The following is a 15,069-nucleotide window of genomic DNA, read 5'->3' on the forward strand; positions in this document are numbered from 1 at the left end:
CGGATCCGGATCGGAACGGTAGGGCATGAAGGATCACCGGCTGCCACGCGAGCTGTGCCGGCTGTTCGCCGACGGCGGCAGGGGCCGCACCCTGTCGGTCGCGCTGCCCGAGGGCGAGGCCGTCTGGCCCGACCCGGGCTACACCAGCCAGGGCGAGGCGTCGCGGCCCGCGTTCTGGATGAGCGACGAGCCGGCGACGGGCGCCGAGTGGGCCCGCTTCCGCGCCGAGCACCCACGCAGCGGCCTGTGGCCGGTGCTGCTCGACGAGTCGGCCCAGCCCTGGGCGGTCGGCCAGGTGGTGCCCGACGACGCGGAGCTGATCGGCCACTTCACCGCCGAGGGGTTCATGACGGAGGTGTGGCAGGAGTGGGTGGCGCAGATGCCGCCCGACGCGCTCGACGAGCTCGACCCCTTCGGCGCGATCTGCCCGGGTCTGGCGCCGCCTGGCGTGCCGGCGGCCGATCCGGGCGCCGTGGCCGACTGGCACGCCGAGCAGCTGGCCGGCCGGGGCCTGCCGCTCGGGCTGGTCGCCGCCCCCCGGGGCGCCGACGCGCTGGCCGTCATGGGCTGGCAGGGGGCACTGCACCACAACGAGTGGATGGTGCCGCTGGCGGCGGTCGTGCGCAGCTGGGAGGACCGGTTCGGCGTCCGGGTGGTGTGCGTCGGCTTCAACACGCTGGAGCTGAGCGTGGCCGCGCCTCCCGTCGAGCCGGAGCACGCGCTGCACGTGGCGGCCGAGCACTGGGCCTTCTGCCCCGACAACGTGGTGCAGGGGCCCGGCGACCTCCAGGCCTACGCCGAGCAGATCGCCGGCAGCCACAGCTGGTCGTTCTGGTGGGACTGACCGCGTCCGGCTCAGGCGGGCCGGGCCAGGCACGTCAGATCAGGCGGGCCGGGCCGGGCCGGGCACGTCAGATCAGGCGGGCCACGGCCCCGTAGTTGCCCGACGTGCTCGGTTGCTCCAGGCAGGTGGTCTCGGCGCCGTCGGGCCGCCACTCGGGCACCCACACGAGCCCCGGCTCCACCAGGTCGAGCCCGTCCAGCAGCGCCGTGACCTCGGCCCTGTCGCGGATCGCGTGGCCGGGCAGGGTCATCGCCAGCAGCTCGCGGGCGGCCGGCAGCAGCTCCTGGGGGATGCCGTCGAACGTGGTCTGGAGCAGGGCCAGATAGCTGTTGGCCGGGGCGGCGTGGCCCAGGCACTTGATCACGTGCCCGGCGTGCTCGTCACCGACGCCGTGCATCGTGACGAGCAGCATGCCGACCGGCCGGTCCCAGTCGAGGAACGTGCGCACCACCCGGTCGGACAGCAGTTCCTCGATCTGCCGCACGTCCCCCTCGACCACCCGCATCGCGTCGGTCACGGGCTCGATCGTGGCCCGCGCGTTGGCCAGCACCATGGGGTCGTTCTCGACGTAGACGACCCGGGCCTCCGCGCCGCCCAGCGTGTCGCGGGCTATGTCGTGCAGTTGGTGGCCGGTGGGCAGGCCGCTGGGCACGCCACTGCCGATGATCAGATACTGGTCGACTCCGGCGAGCGCCAGGTGCCGCACCACCCGGGCGAGAAAGCCCAGCACGGCACGGGCGGCGGCGGTGGTCACGGGGGTGGCCTCGTCATAGCGCCGCACGGCCTCGCGGTCGGCCACGAAGTTGTTCTTGCCGCCCGCGGCGGCGTCCAGCATGCGGGTGATGCGAGCCTGAGACATATCGAGTCTCGCCAGATTACGGATGGCGCGCTCGTTCATTTCGTCTCGCCCCTTTCCCCTCGCCAGGCAATGCCGGGAAAGTTCTGGCTTCGTGTCTCATCGGAACCAAGTTAAAAATGATCCAAATGTCCCAACAATTCAACACATTGGGGCCAACAAATTCAGGAAATATCGGTTTCCGACTTTGTTTTGATCATCTTTGGGCGGCCCGGTCACGGTACGCATACAGCAGGTCGAGGGTCTCCTCGCGGGTCGTCGTCGTGACCGACAGCTTGGTGAACGCCTGGTGATAGGCCTCGACGGCGGCCGGATCCGTGATCAATTCCTCGGATTCGACGGCGTGCGCACAGGCGATGTCGGGCTCGAAAGCCTCCGCGAAACGCCAGAGCGTGAACGGCCCCGTGCGCGGCAGATAAGCCGGATCTTGAATGGGGACCACGTGCACCGAGATGTGCGGGCGTTTGGCGTATTCGAGAAGCGTTTCGAGTTGCGCCAGATGCACGTGTGGCTCGGCGATCGAACGCAGCAGCGCGCTCTCGTCCATGATCGCCCACACGACCGGCCCGCCCTCGATCACCGGCTTCTGGCGGGCCAGGGCGAGCCGGGCCGCGTCGTCGACCGACTCCTGCCCGAGCGTGGCCGGCCCGGCGACCGCGATGGCGGCCCGCGCGTAGCCCTCGGTCCGCAGCAACGCCGGGACCAACTGCGGGTGGTAGGTGCGGATCACCGAGGCGCGCTGCTCCAGCGCGAAGGCGGCGGCCAGCCAGACGGGCACGGCGTCGTCGTCCCAGCGCACCGGCTCGCGCTCGGCGCGGGCCAGCGACAGCACGTGCTCGCGGACGGGCAGCGAGGTCACGCCGTAGAGGTCGAGCAGGAGCTCCACCGTGGCGGGAGCGGGCACGACGGCGCCCGCCTCGATGGCCTCGATCGCCGCCTTGCCCCGGCCGAGCGCGGTCTCGACCTGCTCGGGTGACCTGCGCGCCGACAGGCGCAGGCCGCGCAGCCGCCTGCCGAGCGCCTCGCGCTGCGCCCCGGAGAGCGCGGGCGCCACCTCGGGGATCTCCGGGATCCGGGGCGCGGGCTCGGGCTCCGGCTCCCGCTCCGGCAGGCCCTCGGCCCGCCGAGCCAGGCCGATCACGTCGCGCACGACGTGCAGCGAGGTGTCGGACAGGCCCGACGCGGACTCGCCGATCGCGTCCGCCGGCCCGGCGGCTCGTTCCTCGCCGAGGTCGGCGTGCTCCTCGCCGACCAGCCAGCCCACGCTGACCTGCAGGCAGGCGGCCAGGGCGCGAAGCACCTGGAGCGTCGGGTTGGTCTGCTTGCCGGTGCGCAGCTGGCTGACGTAGGCGCGGGTGATCGGGATGCCGGCCTTGGTCAGCTCGGCCGCCACCTGGGCGCCGCTGTAGCCGCGCTTCCGCAGAGCGAGGTCAAGCCGCTCGGCGATGTTCGCCACCGCGCACCTCCTGCCGCCCGTAGGGCCTCCAGCGTAAGGGAAGCCGGGCGTTTCGTCGCATGTCCGGCCGCGGGTCCGGGATTCCGCTCCCTAAACCGATTCAAACTCAAATGATAACTACCAGTTGACACAACTTCCGCCCTGGTCCCACTATCGGACCGACACATGGTAACTGTGACTTGACGGCCGGACGGTTCTGGAGAGTCGCCGGCGAGGAGGAGGCCGGACGTGACCCTCGATCCCCAGAACGGTTCCTGGTTCGCCAGGCGGCCCAAGGCCGTGCCGGCGCAGGACCGGGTGATCCAACGCATCTGTTCCCGGGTGGCGCCCGAGAACAAGCAGGTGCACGTCGCCAACCTGCCGCTCGGCGGCGTGCAGGTCTGGGTCGACGGCAACGGCGAGCGGTGGGTGCTCTACCACCGCATGGCCCGCGAGCTCAGGCTCGCCGGCTGGCACACCGAGGTGGGCGAGGACCGCCTGATGGTGCTCGGCTGGAGCGCCGACTGCCTGACCCACCGGGCCCGGATGCTCGACGCCGCGCTCGCCGGGCGGCTGGCCGACTACGAGCACACCGCCCGCACGGCCGTCGCCATCGGCACCCGGCTGCGCGACGAGAAGTATCCCGAGGACCGCATCGCCGGTGAGGTCCAGGACCGCCTCGGCAGGCAGCTGCGCTGGCCGCACCGGCTGGCCGAGCTCGACGGCCTGGAGCGCACCGCGTCGCTGGAGCCGCTGCGGCTCAGGCTGGCGCAGGTGGCCGGCCTGGAGGCCAAGGTCAGCCGCCGCTGCGCGGAGCACCTGACGCTGGCCTCGCAGATCGTCCGGACGCTGGTCGGTGGCAAGGCCCAGCCCTGGTCCCGCACGCCCGGCCAGTCCGTGGGGCTGACCGAGCGGATGGTCGCGGCGAGCGTGCCCAACTGTCCCGAGATCCCGCGCCCCGAGCCGGTCACCGTCGCCCACCGTGACCTCGCGGAGACGCCGCGATGACACTGACCTCCCTTCGCGAGCATGTCGCCGGACCCGTCGTCGAGCCCGTGGCACGGCCACGGCTCCGGGTCCGGGGACGCTTCGCCATACTGCGCCTGATCGCCTCCGGAGTGGTGATCGCGATCATGGCCGACAGCACGGCGACGATGCTGGCGATCCCCGTGCTGAGCCGTGACCCGATCGCGGCCGCCCTGCCCATGGCCGAGGTCACCTGGGTCAGCACGGTCAACTTCGCCGCGGTCGCCGCACTGCTGGCCACCGCGGGTCGCTTCGCCGACCTGCTGGGCAGGCGCAATGTCCTCGCCTTGGGTCTGGCCCTCTACGGCCTCGGCGCGGCGGCGGTCATCGCCACCACGTCCTGGCCGCTGCTGCTCGGCGGGCGGGCCGCGCAGGGCATCGGCGCCGCGCTGATGTTCCCCGCCTCACTCGCCCTGCTGCTCGGCGAGCTGCCGGCCAACCGCCGCGCGGGCGCCATCGCCCTGTGGAGCGCCTCGTCGGGCATCGGCGCGCTCGCCCTGCAGGGAGCCGGCGGGCTGCTGGTCGAGTCGTACGGCTGGCGCGGCCTGTTCCTGCCCAGTGCCGGGCTGGCGGCCGCGCTGCTGATGCTGACCCCCGCGCTGCCGCGCTCGCGCGGCACGGACCGCCGGGTGCCCGACGTGCTGGGCACGGTGCTCCTGGTCGGGGCTATCGCGGCGGCCGTGCTCGCGATGTCCCAGGGCGGCGCGTGGGGATGGACCTCCACGCGGACACTCGGCTGCGCGGCGGCAGCCGCGGTGCTGCTGGCAGGGGCCGTCACGAAGTCGTGGCGCCACGCCGCGGGCGCCATCGACATGCGGCTGTGGCGGCGCCCCGGCTTCCTGTGGGCCGGAGGAGCGTCCCTGTTGTACGGCGCGGCGTCGTTCGTCGTGCTGGCCATGGGGCCGCTGTACCTGAGGTCGTCCGGCTTCGACCCCGTCAGCATCGGCCTCTGGCTGGCTCCGGTGTCGATCGCGATGATCGTGTCGAGCCCGCTGGCCATGCTGGCCGGCCGCCGCATCGGCCTCAACGCGGTCATCTACGCCGGAGCGCTCCTGCTCGGCGGCGGCTGCGCCCTCATGCTGGCCTACCCCCAGCCCAACGTGCTGAGCGTGATCGCCGCGCTGATGCTGGGCAGCGGCTTCGGCGCGCTGTCCACCGGCACCTTCGCGGTCGGCACCATGGCCGCCCACCCCACCCAGTACGCCTCCGCCGTCGGCGCCATCAACACCGCCCGCATGCTCGGCGGGGCGATCGGCGTGGCGGGCGCCTCGGCGCTGGTCGACCAGCCACTGCTGGACGGGCCGATGCCGGGCTTCGCCTCGGTGCTGGTCGCCTGCATGGCCGCGGCCGTGCTGCTCGGCACCGCCGCACTCGTCCGCGTCGCCGGCACCCCGCGCCGCCGGCCGGCCCGGATGTCCAGGCGGGAGGCCGAGGAGGAGCTCATCATGCTGCGCCGGCTCCTCGCCGAGCTTCGCGACAGTTTCGTCCAGGTACGCGACGAGGCCGAGGAAGAACTGGCCCGCTTCGGCGCCCGCGAACCTCTCACGTATAGAGCCGTCAACCAGCGCTGACAGGAGTGGCCATGCTCGCCGACGACCTCCGCAGGCCGTACCAGCACCCCTACGCCGTGACCGCACGCGGCGAACGGCCCGCACCGACCCCCACTTCGAGCGACGACCACCCCCCGAGAACCGCCGCCTCCGCCGAGCGCACCGTGCACCGGCTGCACCACATCAGGCAGGTGTCCGACCAGGCCATCAGCGTGATCGACCAGGTGCTCGAGCAGGCGTCTTGATCATCCCCAGAACCCCCCGCAGGAGGAACACCATGGTCACCATCAAGGTCGAATGCCCGCCGAACGTGAACACCGACCGTCAACGGGAATTCGCGGACACCGTGATAGGGGCCGCAGTGGACCTGCTCGGCGTCGAACGCACGGGGGTGCGGCTCGACGTCACCGACGAGGACGAGAAGCGGGCACGTCGCGAAGCGGCTTTCTGGGCCGCGGCCTGGTCGGGTTGCTGATGACCGCCGACCTCATCCCTCCTCCCGTCCTGGGGGGCAGGCGCCGGTACATGGGGATCGGCCCGGCTCCCGGCCCGCGCAGGGGGCGCGGCACGATCACCACGGTTCCCGTCCCGCGCAACGGGCGCGCGGCCGGCACCACCGTCCCCGGCGCCCGCAACGGGCACGGCACGATCGCGGCCCCTCCCGCGCCGAGGGTGGCGCCCGTCGTGACGGCGCTGCGGCGCAAGGCGGAGGCCGTGGCCGACGCCGAGCTGGGCCGGCTCGCCTCCCGGGCGCCCGGGCTGGACGACTCCGTGCGCGACGAGGTCAGGGACACCGTCCAGCGCGTGGTCGAGGCGTTCCTGGACGGGCCTATCACCCGCGTCACCCGCTACGCGGACTCCCCGCTGGGCGACCGGTACGCCGACGCCCTGCGCACGCTGTTCGCACTCGAAGGTCAGGCGGGAGGGACGGCATGAGGCGAGGCAGAGTGGGCGTGATCGTGCCGCCCGCGAACCCGGCGGCGGAGCCCGAGCTGGCGCGGCTGCTCGGATCCCGCGCGGACATGCACGTCACCCGCTTTCCCGTACGGCCGGGGCTGGGCCTGGCCGAGCGGCTGGAGAGCTACAACGAGGCGCTCCCCGCGATGATCTGCTCCTTCGGCAACCTGCCGCTGGACGCGATCGTCATGCTCTGCAGCGGCTCGCGCTACCTGCTCGGCCCCGACGAGGACCGGTTCCGGTGCGACGAGCTGAGCAGACGGTTCGGGATCCCGTTCGCCTCGGCCACGATGGCCACGCTGGACGCCGTCGAACACATCGGCGCCGACGAGATCATCCTGGTCTCGCCGTACCAGCCGTGGCTGACCGAGCTCGCCGAGCGGTTCTGGAAGTCGGCCGGCGTGAACGTCAGCCGGGTGGTGCCGGTGCGGGCGCAGGGCATGTTCTCGCCCTACTCCGTCACGCCGGCCGAGCTGGTCGAGCAGGTGGGCCAGGCGTGCCTGCCGCACGACGCCGTGGTGCTGATCACCGGCACCGGGATGCTCACGCTGCCCACGCTGGTGTCCATCGGCGCCGGCAACGACCGGATCCTGCTCACCTCCAACCTGTGCAGCGCCTGGTGGGCGCTGTCCAGGGCGACGGGCATGCCGATCCGGCTGGGCCGGGTGCCGCATCGCCCGGCGGCCCAGGGACAGCGGTCATGAACGGCGTCGTCGTGGTCGGCGCGGGCCCGGTCGGGCTGGCGGCGGCGCTCACCCTGGCCAGGGCCGGCGTGCCGGTCACCGTGCTGGAACGCGAGCCGGGGCTGGCCTCGCAGTCCCGCGCCTCCACCTTCCATCCGGCCACGCTCGACCTGCTGGACGACCTCGGTGTCACCGAGCAGCTCATCTCCCGCGGCCGGGTCGTGGAACGCGTCCAGTGGCGCGACCGGGCCGGCAGCGTGCTGGCCGAGATGGGGATGGGCAGCCTGGACGGGCTGACCCGGCACCCGTTCCGGCTGCACGCCGAGCAGTCCTCGCTCACGCCGCTGCTGCTGGCGGCGCTGTCCGGCTACCCGGAGGCGGACGTGCGGTTCGGCACGCACGTGGACGGAGTGGCCGAGGGCGGCACCGGGGTGCGGATCCGCATCGGGCACACGTGGACGCGGGCCAAGTACGTGATCGCCGCGGACGGGGCGCACAGCACCGTGCGCCGGTCGCTCGGGCTGCCGTTCCCCCGGTCCAGCTATCCCACGCAGGCGCTGCGCGTCTTCACCGACTCACCGCTCGACCAGTTGCTGCCCCGCCTGGCGCCGCTCACGTACGTGCGCGACGTCGGCCAGTCCTGCAGCCTGCTCGCGCTGCGCGACCACTGGCGGATCATCGTCAGGATCCCGTGCGACGCCCACGACCCGCTGTCCGCCGCCAACGTCTCCGAGCTGGTACGCCGGGCGCTTCCCGGAGTCCGCCGGCCGGTGCGCGTCATCGGCGCCGACAGGTACGGCCTGGCCCGGGGCGTGCTGTCGTCCTACCGGTGCGGTCGCGTGCTGTTCGCCGGCGACGCGGCGCACCTCACCTCCACCGCCGGCGGGCTCAACATGAACGCCGGCATCCACGACGCCGTCGACCTCGGTCACGTGCTCGCCAACGTGCTCGGCGGCCTGGCCGGCGTCGACGCGCTCGACGCCTGGGCCTGGCGGCGGCGGGCCGTACTGCTCGAACGGGTGATCCCGCGCAGCGAGGCGCGCGTCGCCGGCGTGCAGGACCGCAACACCTCCAAGCTGGCCGCGGCGATGGCGGGACTGCGCGCGATCGCCGGCGATCCGGAGGCCACCCGCGTCTACCTTGCGCAGGCCTCGATGCTCGACACCATCCCTCACTCGCTCACCCCCCAAGCGGTAAGGCACAACTGACATGCGCATCTGGTTCCAGAAACACACCGTCGAAGGCCGCTCGGCACTTCTGGACAAGTTGTACGCCGAGCACCTGGCCCTGGTCACCTCTCCCGGCACCACCGTGGAGATCCACACGCTCCCCCCGGAGACGTACGGCACCGCGTTGCCCGAGCATCTGGTCGGTTACGGGCAGCTCGGCCTGCTCTTCGGCCACTATTTCGCGCAGACGGCCGTGGCCGCCGAGCGTGCGGGGTGCACCGCGTGGATCAGCGGCGCCGGGCAGGACCCGGGTCTGGCCATGGCCCGCTCGCGGGTCTCGATCCCGGTCGTCGGCTACGGCGACGCGGTGTGGCAGGCGGCCAGGATGGAGCGCCACCGGCTGGGCGTGATCGGCTTCATCCCCGATCTGGCCGAGCCCATCACCGAGAACATCCGCGCGGCGGGCGCCGAGCTGGCCTCCTATCAGGTCGTCGAGAACGGCACGGCGCTGGTCGAACGCGCGTTGGCACACGACTTCGGGCCTCTCGTGGACGCCTATTCCGCGGCCGCGCGGCGGGCGGCCGAGGCGGGGGCGCAGTGGCTGGTGCCCGCGGAGGGCATTCCCAACGTGATCCTGGTCCACCTGCGGATCCACGAGTTCCACGGCCTGCCGGTGATCGACCCCGGTGGGCTGGCGATCAAGACCGCTGAGCACCTGTGCGGCTTGCGGGCACTGAACATCACGGCGCGCAGCGGCGCCGGTTACTGGTTACGGCTGCCGCCCGCAGCCGCTGTCGAGCATGCCGAGCGTGTCCTGCTCGGCAAGGTGATCGGAGGCTGAATCGTGAGTTATCCCGCAGACCGACCTCGCCGCCTGCGGCGTACCAACGCCCTTCGCGGCCTGGTCGCGGAGACCCGGCTGCATCCGGCCGACCTGGTGCAGCCCCTGTTCGTCCGCGAAGGGCTGGACGAGCCCCGGCCGATCGCCTGCATGCCCGGCCAGGTGCAGCACACTCGCGACAGCGTGCGCAAGGCGGCCGCGGCCGCCGCGCGGGCCGGCGTCGGCGGGCTGCTGGTCTTCGGCATCCCGGAGTCCAAGGACCGCGACGGGCGCGGCGCCTGGGACGAGCACGGCATCACGCAGCTGGCCCTCGCCGACATCGCCGCCGAGGTGGGCGACGAGACGGTGGTGATCGGCGACGTCAACCTGGACGAGTACACCGAGCACGGGCACGTCGGCGTGCTCGACGCCGGCGGCGACGTGGACAACGACGCCACGCTGCGCGCCTACGCCGAGGTCGCGGTCGCCCAGGCCACGGCCGGGGCGCACATGGTCGCGCCGAGCGGCATGATGGACGGCCAGGTCGCCGCGATCAGGGCCGCGCTCGACCGGTCCGGGCACCAGCGGGTGCCGATCCTGGCCTACGCCGCCAAGTACGACTCCGCCTTCTACGGCCCGTTCCGCGACGCCGTCGAGTCCCGCCTGGTCGGCACCCGCTCGACGCACCAGCAGGATCCCGCCAACCTGCGCGAGTCGCTGCGCGAGGTGCTGCTGGACGTGGAGGAGGGCGCCGACATGGTGATGGTCAAGCCGGCCGGACTCTACCTCGACGTGGTGCGCAAGGTCGCCGACCTGGTCAACGTGCCGGTGGTCGCCTACCAGGTCTCGGGCGAGTACGCGGCGATCGAGGCGGCCGCCGAGCGCGGCTGGCTCAACCGCGACCGCGCGATCCGGGAGAGCCTCGTCGCGATCCGCCGGGCGGGGGCGGGCAGCGTGGTGACCTACTGGGCCACCGAGGTCGCCGAGCAGCTACCGGGCTGACTCGCGAGCAGCACACAACAGGAAGGAGATGGGACTCGGATGTGGCGAACCCTGTCGGAGGACACTCGCGAAGCCGTTCGCGAGCTGTGCGACGGCTACGGGCCCCATCTCTACGACTACTGCCGGACGGAGCTCGCCTCGAGCGACGCCGAGCTGGCCGTGGCGGGAGCGCTGCTGTCGGCGCAGGCCCGCGCCGACCGGGTGGAGCAGTCGTCCCTGCTGCGCCCCTGGCTGTACGCGCTGGCCCGCGCGCACCGCGCCTATCTCGCCACTCCGACCAGCGTCGGCTCGTGGTCGCGGCCGGGCAGGATGTCGGACCTGCTGCCCGAGGCCCTGCGCGCCCTCGACCCGTCGCGCAGGGAGCTCCTCGATCTGTCCGTACGGCACGGCCTGACGAGCGCGGAGATCGCGGTGATCTTCGACGTGAGCCCGGACGAGGTCGAGACCATCGTGCTGGAGGCGGCCGACGGGCTGGAGGAATGGTTCGCCGCCGTCATCGCCGCGAGGACCCGCCATGGGTGCCCGGCGTTGGAGTCCCGGGTGACGGACTGGGCCTCCACGCCGGGCAGGCGGACCCGCGCGCGGATCAGCCGCCACATCGCGCGCTGCGGCGACTGCCGCCGGGCGCCGCGCACCATGGTGGCCGACACCCTGCTCCGGCAGATGCCGATCGCGCCCGCGCCGAGCACGCTCGGCGAGCAGCTGGCCTGGGCGCTGCCTCTGCCCGGCGAGGCCGGAATGTGGCGCGACGACGGGTTCCCCACGCAGGTGCGCGGCCTGACGGAACCCGCGCCACCCCCGATCTCCTCGGTCCCCGGCCCCACGACGGGGACCAGGGAGAGTTCCGGGCCGGTGGCGGGCGCGGCCGCCGCCGGCCCGGAGCACACCGACGATCTGGCCGCGCATCGCACCACCAGCCGGCACGCCCGGCCCGGCCCGCCCGACCAGGGGCCGGGCTCGGACGAGGAGGCCCTGGTCACGACCGCGCCAATCCGCAGGACGGCCCCTGGCCGGGCCCGCGGCGGGGGACCCATCCTGGCCGCGCCCGTCTATCTCCCCGACGAGGTCACCGAGCTCGACGGCCCCGTCCAGCCCGCCGAACCCGCCGAACCCGTCCACGCCGCCCTCTCCGGCCCGGAGGCCGCGGCCCGAACGGGCACCGGAGCCGCGAACGGCATCGTCCTTCCGGCTCCCACCGTGCCCGGCCCTGACTGGGCCATCGTCCGACGCGCCCGCGGAGGCGTGCCGTACCGGAACCTTCCAGCGGCGTCCGCTCACGACCGGAGCACCAGCGGCCCGGCCGGTCGCGAGAGGGACCCCTCACGCCGGGCCGAAGGTGGCCCGCCATGGGAGCACCAGGCGGACGATGGCCCACCGGGGAAGGCCGGGCACGCGCCGGCGATGCGGATCCGGGCCACGGCCGAGGACCTGCCACCGGCTCACGAGGCCGGCGGCGAGCCGGTCTGGGCGCGCGGCAGGGACGGCGAACCGCCGTGGACCGGCGGGAACGAGAGCGGCCCGGCCTGGGTGAACGGCGGTCAGGTGATGGAGCTGCGGGTCGGGCCGGACGAGTTCTGGCAGAACCGCCCCGACGAGACCGACTCCGAGCCGGCGATCACGATCAGGACGGTGGCCCGCGTCGGGCTGTTCGTCGGTGTCGGCATCCTGGTCGCGGGCCTGGCCTGGTCGGGGCTCAACGCCCGCCAGCGGATGACCGTGATCTCCGAGATGGCCGCGCCGGGGCCGGTGGTGACGCCCGCGCCCGGTGACCGCCCCTCACCCCAGGCGGCGGTGCCGGTGCCTCCACCGGGCGACGCGACCCCCGCCGCGAGCCCGGTGGAAAGCTCGAACGTGGGCCCGACCGTGGCCGGCACCATGAGCCCGGCGGAGCCGTCCGGGGAACGCGCGACCGGCGCGTCACGGCCGAGCGAGACGGGGACGACCCACCGGTCACCGGTCAAGCAGGCGGTCCTGCCCCGGCCGAAGGCTCCGATGGCGTCGCTGACGCCCACCTCGATCAGCCTGGACACCCGCCGCACCGGCTCGTTCGCGCTCGCCTGCAGGGGCGGCGCCTGCCGGGTCACGTCCGTCACGGGCTCAGGTGGCATCGCCGTCTCGGGCAGGTCGTTCCGGGTGAAGGCGCCCGCCTCCCGTCCCGACTGCCCCGGCCCGGCGGCCCGCGGGTCCGGCACGATCACCGTCCGCTGGCAGGGCACGGCCAAGGGCGACGGCCGTACGACCGCGGGCACCACCACCGGCGGCGGCACGCTCAAGCTCCGCGTGACGTGGAAGGTGCCGAGAGACCCTGGACCGTACGTGCAGGACGGCGAGGGCGGCGGCACCTGGACCAACTGCAGCTCGTACTAGCCAGGAAAGGACGTGAGACCGGCATCCGGGCGGCTCATCGTGGCAGCCCACCCACAGTGGCAAGACCCTCAGAGGTGGTCGTCCCCCGCCGGCCTCCGCGGTGACCGTCACCTGGCCTCCAGGTGACGGTCACCGAAGAAGGACGAGCGAGCGAGGGGTCACGGTGGGATCTGGACAGGACCGCCGGGTGGTGGTCGGCGTGGCAACCACCCGGCGGTCCGGCACGTTCTCCGGGACCGGCCAGAAGCCGGAACCCGGCTCGGGGACCGGCTAGAAGAAGCTGAACTCCGGCTCCGGCTCCGGCAGCCGCAGCTGCTCAGGACCGCGGAACGCGCTCTGGTCCTTCGGCACGTCCACCAGCGGCGTGCCCAGCACGAACGGCACCGAGACGCTGCTCCGGGCGAGGTCGACCGTGACGTTAGCGCCCGTGCCGGTCTCGCTGCTGTAGGTCCCGTCGGTGCCCGCGATCACGAGGGCGAGGCGGTGCCCCTTGGCGAAGGTGTAGTCGTGCGGCAACGTCTCCCACCTGACCGTGCCGTACGTCCCGACGGGCAGCGGAGCGGGCGCGCTGAGCGAGTCGCGGTTGCGCACGTCGATCCAGCCGCGGGCGACGATCTCGGCGGGACGGTTGGCCACGTTGGTGACGACCTTGCGGTAGCAGGCGTCGTCGGCGGCCGTGCTCTGGCCGTGGCAGTCCTCCTCGGCGATGGTGGTGATGCCCTGGCCGCGCCGCCAGTCGACCCGGGTGGCGTCGCCGAAGTCGACGAGCAGAGCCGTCAGGTTGGCCGTGGGCTGGTCGAGCTTGACCCTCAGGTCCGCCGTGGGCGTGCCCGACAGGCGCAGGCTGAGCGGGAGCGGCCCGGTGGTGAAGGCCACGCGGCCCGGGTTGGCCGTGCCCACGTCAGCGATCATGTCCGACTCCGACATCCGCACGTCGGCGAACGACGCTGTCGCGCCCTTGGCGGCCGGCTTGAGCCCGAGCGAGCCGTCGGCGGCCGGACGGAACCGGAGCTTGGCCGCGAACGGGGCCGGCCAGTCGCGCTGCGTGATCCACTGCGTCGGGCCCGCCTGCACGTCGGCGCGCGGCTCGGACATGATGCCGTTGCGCACGCCGTGCAGCCAGTGGTCGAACCAGCGGTGCAGCGTGTCGACCCACAGGTCCCTGCGGCCCTCGAAGTCGAACGGGTCCACGTGCTGGTACTGGCCGACCCAGATCTTGCGCGGCACGTTCCGCTTGGCCAGCGCCTGCCACCAGGTGGAGAAGTTGTCCGGCTTGACGTTCAGGTCGTTGCTGGTGTGGATCACGAAGACGCTGGCCCGGACCTTCGAGACGTCGCCCAGCAGGCCGGAGATGTAGTCGCGCTCGGCCCAGAAGGCGTTGTGGTCGCCCGTGTCGTCGCCGTCCTCGGCGTCCATGCGGTCGCGTACGGCCTGGCACTTGGCCTCGGGGTCGGTGTCGATGTAGTTGGCCAGCCAGGAGGCGTAGTCGTAGTTGTAGACCACGCCGTTGGAGCGCTGGTACTTGTACCAGGAGCTGATCGCCGAGATGGGCACGATCGTCTCCAGCCCGCGCACCCCGGTGGCGGCGACGGCGTTGGCCAGCGTGCCGTCGTAGGACTTGCCGATCATCGCGGCCTTGCCGGTGGTCCAGTCGGCCACGGCCGGGCTGCCGTCGGCGCGGAACGCCGGGGCGCGGCCGTTCAGCCAGTCGATGACCGCCTTGCCGCCCAGCACGTCGGCCTTGCCGCCGATGTCGGGGCAACCGTCGGACTTGGTGGTGCCGAGCATGTCGACGTTCAGGACGGCGTAGCCACGGGGGACGAAGAAGTTGTCGTAGTACAACGGGAATTTAGTGACATTCCCGTTGGCGTCGTAGACCTTCCGCTCCCCCTCGTTTCCACGTCCGGAATTGTCGTAGTAGGGGCTCTCGTCAATGATCACCGGCACCTTGAGCCCGGGACCGGACTCCTTGGGCCGGATGATGTCGACGCGGACCCTGTCCAGCCGGCCGTCGGCGTCGCTGTCGACGGGGGACTCGACATAGACGTGCTCGCGGACGGCGTCGGCGTAGGAGAAGACCGGCTGGGTGCGGCCGTTCTCGACGGTGATGACGGGCCCCACGGCCGCCTGGGCGGGTGTCGCCAGCGCCACAGTGAGAGCGACGGCGAAGAGGGCGGGGCGTAATTGTGGCACGCGTGTCCTCCGTGGCAGATGATCGCAAAGGTAATGGCAATCTCTCAGACGCCCGGTGGCCTGACAAGCACCGCGGCCCCGCCCGGCGGGCGGGGCCGACGTGGGCTCCTGGATACCTTTAGGAACAATCCGGGGTTACGCACAGAAGCGGATCAGCGCTGTGCGTT

The 15,069-nt window shown here is 72.7% G+C and carries 14 protein-coding genes; 11 read left to right on the forward strand and 3 right to left on the reverse strand.

Translation table 11 applies throughout. The annotated features are described in order from the left end of the window. Positions 1 to 25 precede the first annotated feature (25 nt). Positions 26 to 844 (forward strand): DUF4253 domain-containing protein, encoded by an 819-nt coding sequence (locus AB0I38_RS19765; RefSeq protein WP_358469590.1) that lies wholly within the window; start codon positions 26 to 28, stop codon positions 842 to 844. Between the two features lie 67 nt (positions 845 to 911). Here AB0I38_RS19765 and AB0I38_RS19770 read toward each other — a convergent pair whose 3' ends face one another. Both AB0I38_RS19770 and AB0I38_RS19775 read right to left on the reverse strand, forming a co-directional pair. Continuing rightward, positions 912 to 1,703, reverse strand: coding sequence for an SAM-dependent methyltransferase (locus AB0I38_RS19770; protein ID WP_358469593.1), 792 nt, complete (start codon positions 1,701 to 1,703; stop codon positions 912 to 914). A 193-nt stretch (positions 1,704 to 1,896) separates the two neighbouring features. Beyond that, positions 1,897 to 3,156, reverse strand: coding sequence for a DUF5753 domain-containing protein (locus tag AB0I38_RS19775; RefSeq protein WP_358469596.1), 1,260 nt, complete (start codon positions 3,154 to 3,156; stop codon positions 1,897 to 1,899). Positions 3,157 to 3,384: 228 nt separating this feature from the next. Between AB0I38_RS19775 and AB0I38_RS19780 the strand changes: the two genes are divergently transcribed. The 10 genes from AB0I38_RS19780 to AB0I38_RS19825 are packed head-to-tail and all read left to right on the forward strand — an operon-like array spanning position 3,385 to position 12,709. After that, entirely contained in the window at positions 3,385 to 4,143 is a 759-nt protein-coding gene (locus AB0I38_RS19780; protein WP_358469599.1) for a hypothetical protein, read from the forward strand. After that, positions 4,140 to 5,732 carry an MFS transporter gene (locus tag AB0I38_RS19785; protein ID WP_358469602.1) on the forward strand — a complete coding sequence of 531 codons (1,593 nt, stop codon included), beginning with the start codon at positions 4,140 to 4,142 and terminating at the stop codon, positions 5,730 to 5,732. Before AB0I38_RS19780 ends, AB0I38_RS19785 begins: the two co-directional genes overlap by 4 nt. 11 nt (positions 5,733 to 5,743) lie before the next feature. Next, positions 5,744 to 5,956 (forward strand): hypothetical protein, encoded by a 213-nt coding sequence (locus AB0I38_RS19790; RefSeq protein WP_358469605.1) that lies wholly within the window; start codon positions 5,744 to 5,746, stop codon positions 5,954 to 5,956. A gap of 32 nt (positions 5,957 to 5,988) precedes the next feature. Beyond that, positions 5,989 to 6,186 carry a hypothetical protein gene (locus tag AB0I38_RS19795; protein WP_358469608.1) on the forward strand — a complete coding sequence of 66 codons (198 nt, stop codon included), beginning with the start codon at positions 5,989 to 5,991 and terminating at the stop codon, positions 6,184 to 6,186. Then, the gene (locus AB0I38_RS19800; RefSeq protein ID WP_358469611.1) at positions 6,186 to 6,647 is read left to right on the forward strand and encodes a hypothetical protein; all 462 of its coding nucleotides are present in this window, start codon (positions 6,186 to 6,188) and stop codon (positions 6,645 to 6,647) included. The genes AB0I38_RS19795 and AB0I38_RS19800 overlap by 1 nt, the downstream gene beginning before the upstream one ends. Further along, positions 6,644 to 7,372, forward strand: a complete 729-nt coding sequence (locus AB0I38_RS19805; RefSeq protein WP_358469613.1) for a maleate cis-trans isomerase family protein — start codon at positions 6,644 to 6,646, stop codon at positions 7,370 to 7,372. The genes AB0I38_RS19800 and AB0I38_RS19805 overlap by 4 nt, the downstream gene beginning before the upstream one ends. Next, on the forward strand, positions 7,369 to 8,559 hold the full coding sequence (locus tag AB0I38_RS19810) for an FAD-dependent oxidoreductase (RefSeq protein WP_358469616.1): 1,191 nt from the start codon (positions 7,369 to 7,371) through the stop codon (positions 8,557 to 8,559). The genes AB0I38_RS19805 and AB0I38_RS19810 overlap by 4 nt, the downstream gene beginning before the upstream one ends. Position 8,560: 1 nt before the next feature. Then, entirely contained in the window at positions 8,561 to 9,361 is an 801-nt protein-coding gene (locus tag AB0I38_RS19815) for an aspartate/glutamate racemase family protein (protein WP_358469619.1), read from the forward strand. 3 nt (positions 9,362 to 9,364) lie between these two features. Next, on the forward strand, positions 9,365 to 10,342 hold the full coding sequence (gene hemB, locus AB0I38_RS19820; protein WP_358469622.1) for a porphobilinogen synthase: 978 nt from the start codon (positions 9,365 to 9,367) through the stop codon (positions 10,340 to 10,342). Between the two features lie 39 nt (positions 10,343 to 10,381). Then, positions 10,382 to 12,709 carry an RNA polymerase sigma factor gene (locus tag AB0I38_RS19825; RefSeq protein ID WP_358469625.1) on the forward strand — a complete coding sequence of 776 codons (2,328 nt, stop codon included), beginning with the start codon at positions 10,382 to 10,384 and terminating at the stop codon, positions 12,707 to 12,709. Positions 12,710 to 12,979: 270 nt separating this feature from the next. Here the strand turns inward: AB0I38_RS19825 and AB0I38_RS19830 are convergent, their stop codons facing one another. Next, positions 12,980 to 14,902 (reverse strand): Xaa-Pro dipeptidyl-peptidase, encoded by a 1,923-nt coding sequence (locus tag AB0I38_RS19830; protein WP_358469627.1) that lies wholly within the window; start codon positions 14,900 to 14,902, stop codon positions 12,980 to 12,982. Positions 14,903 to 15,069: the final 167 nt, after the last annotated feature.

Origin of the sequence: Nonomuraea cavernae, assembly GCF_040655715.1 — a bacterium.
Taxonomy (GTDB): domain Bacteria; phylum Actinomycetota; class Actinomycetes; order Streptosporangiales; family Streptosporangiaceae; genus Nonomuraea; species Nonomuraea cavernae_A.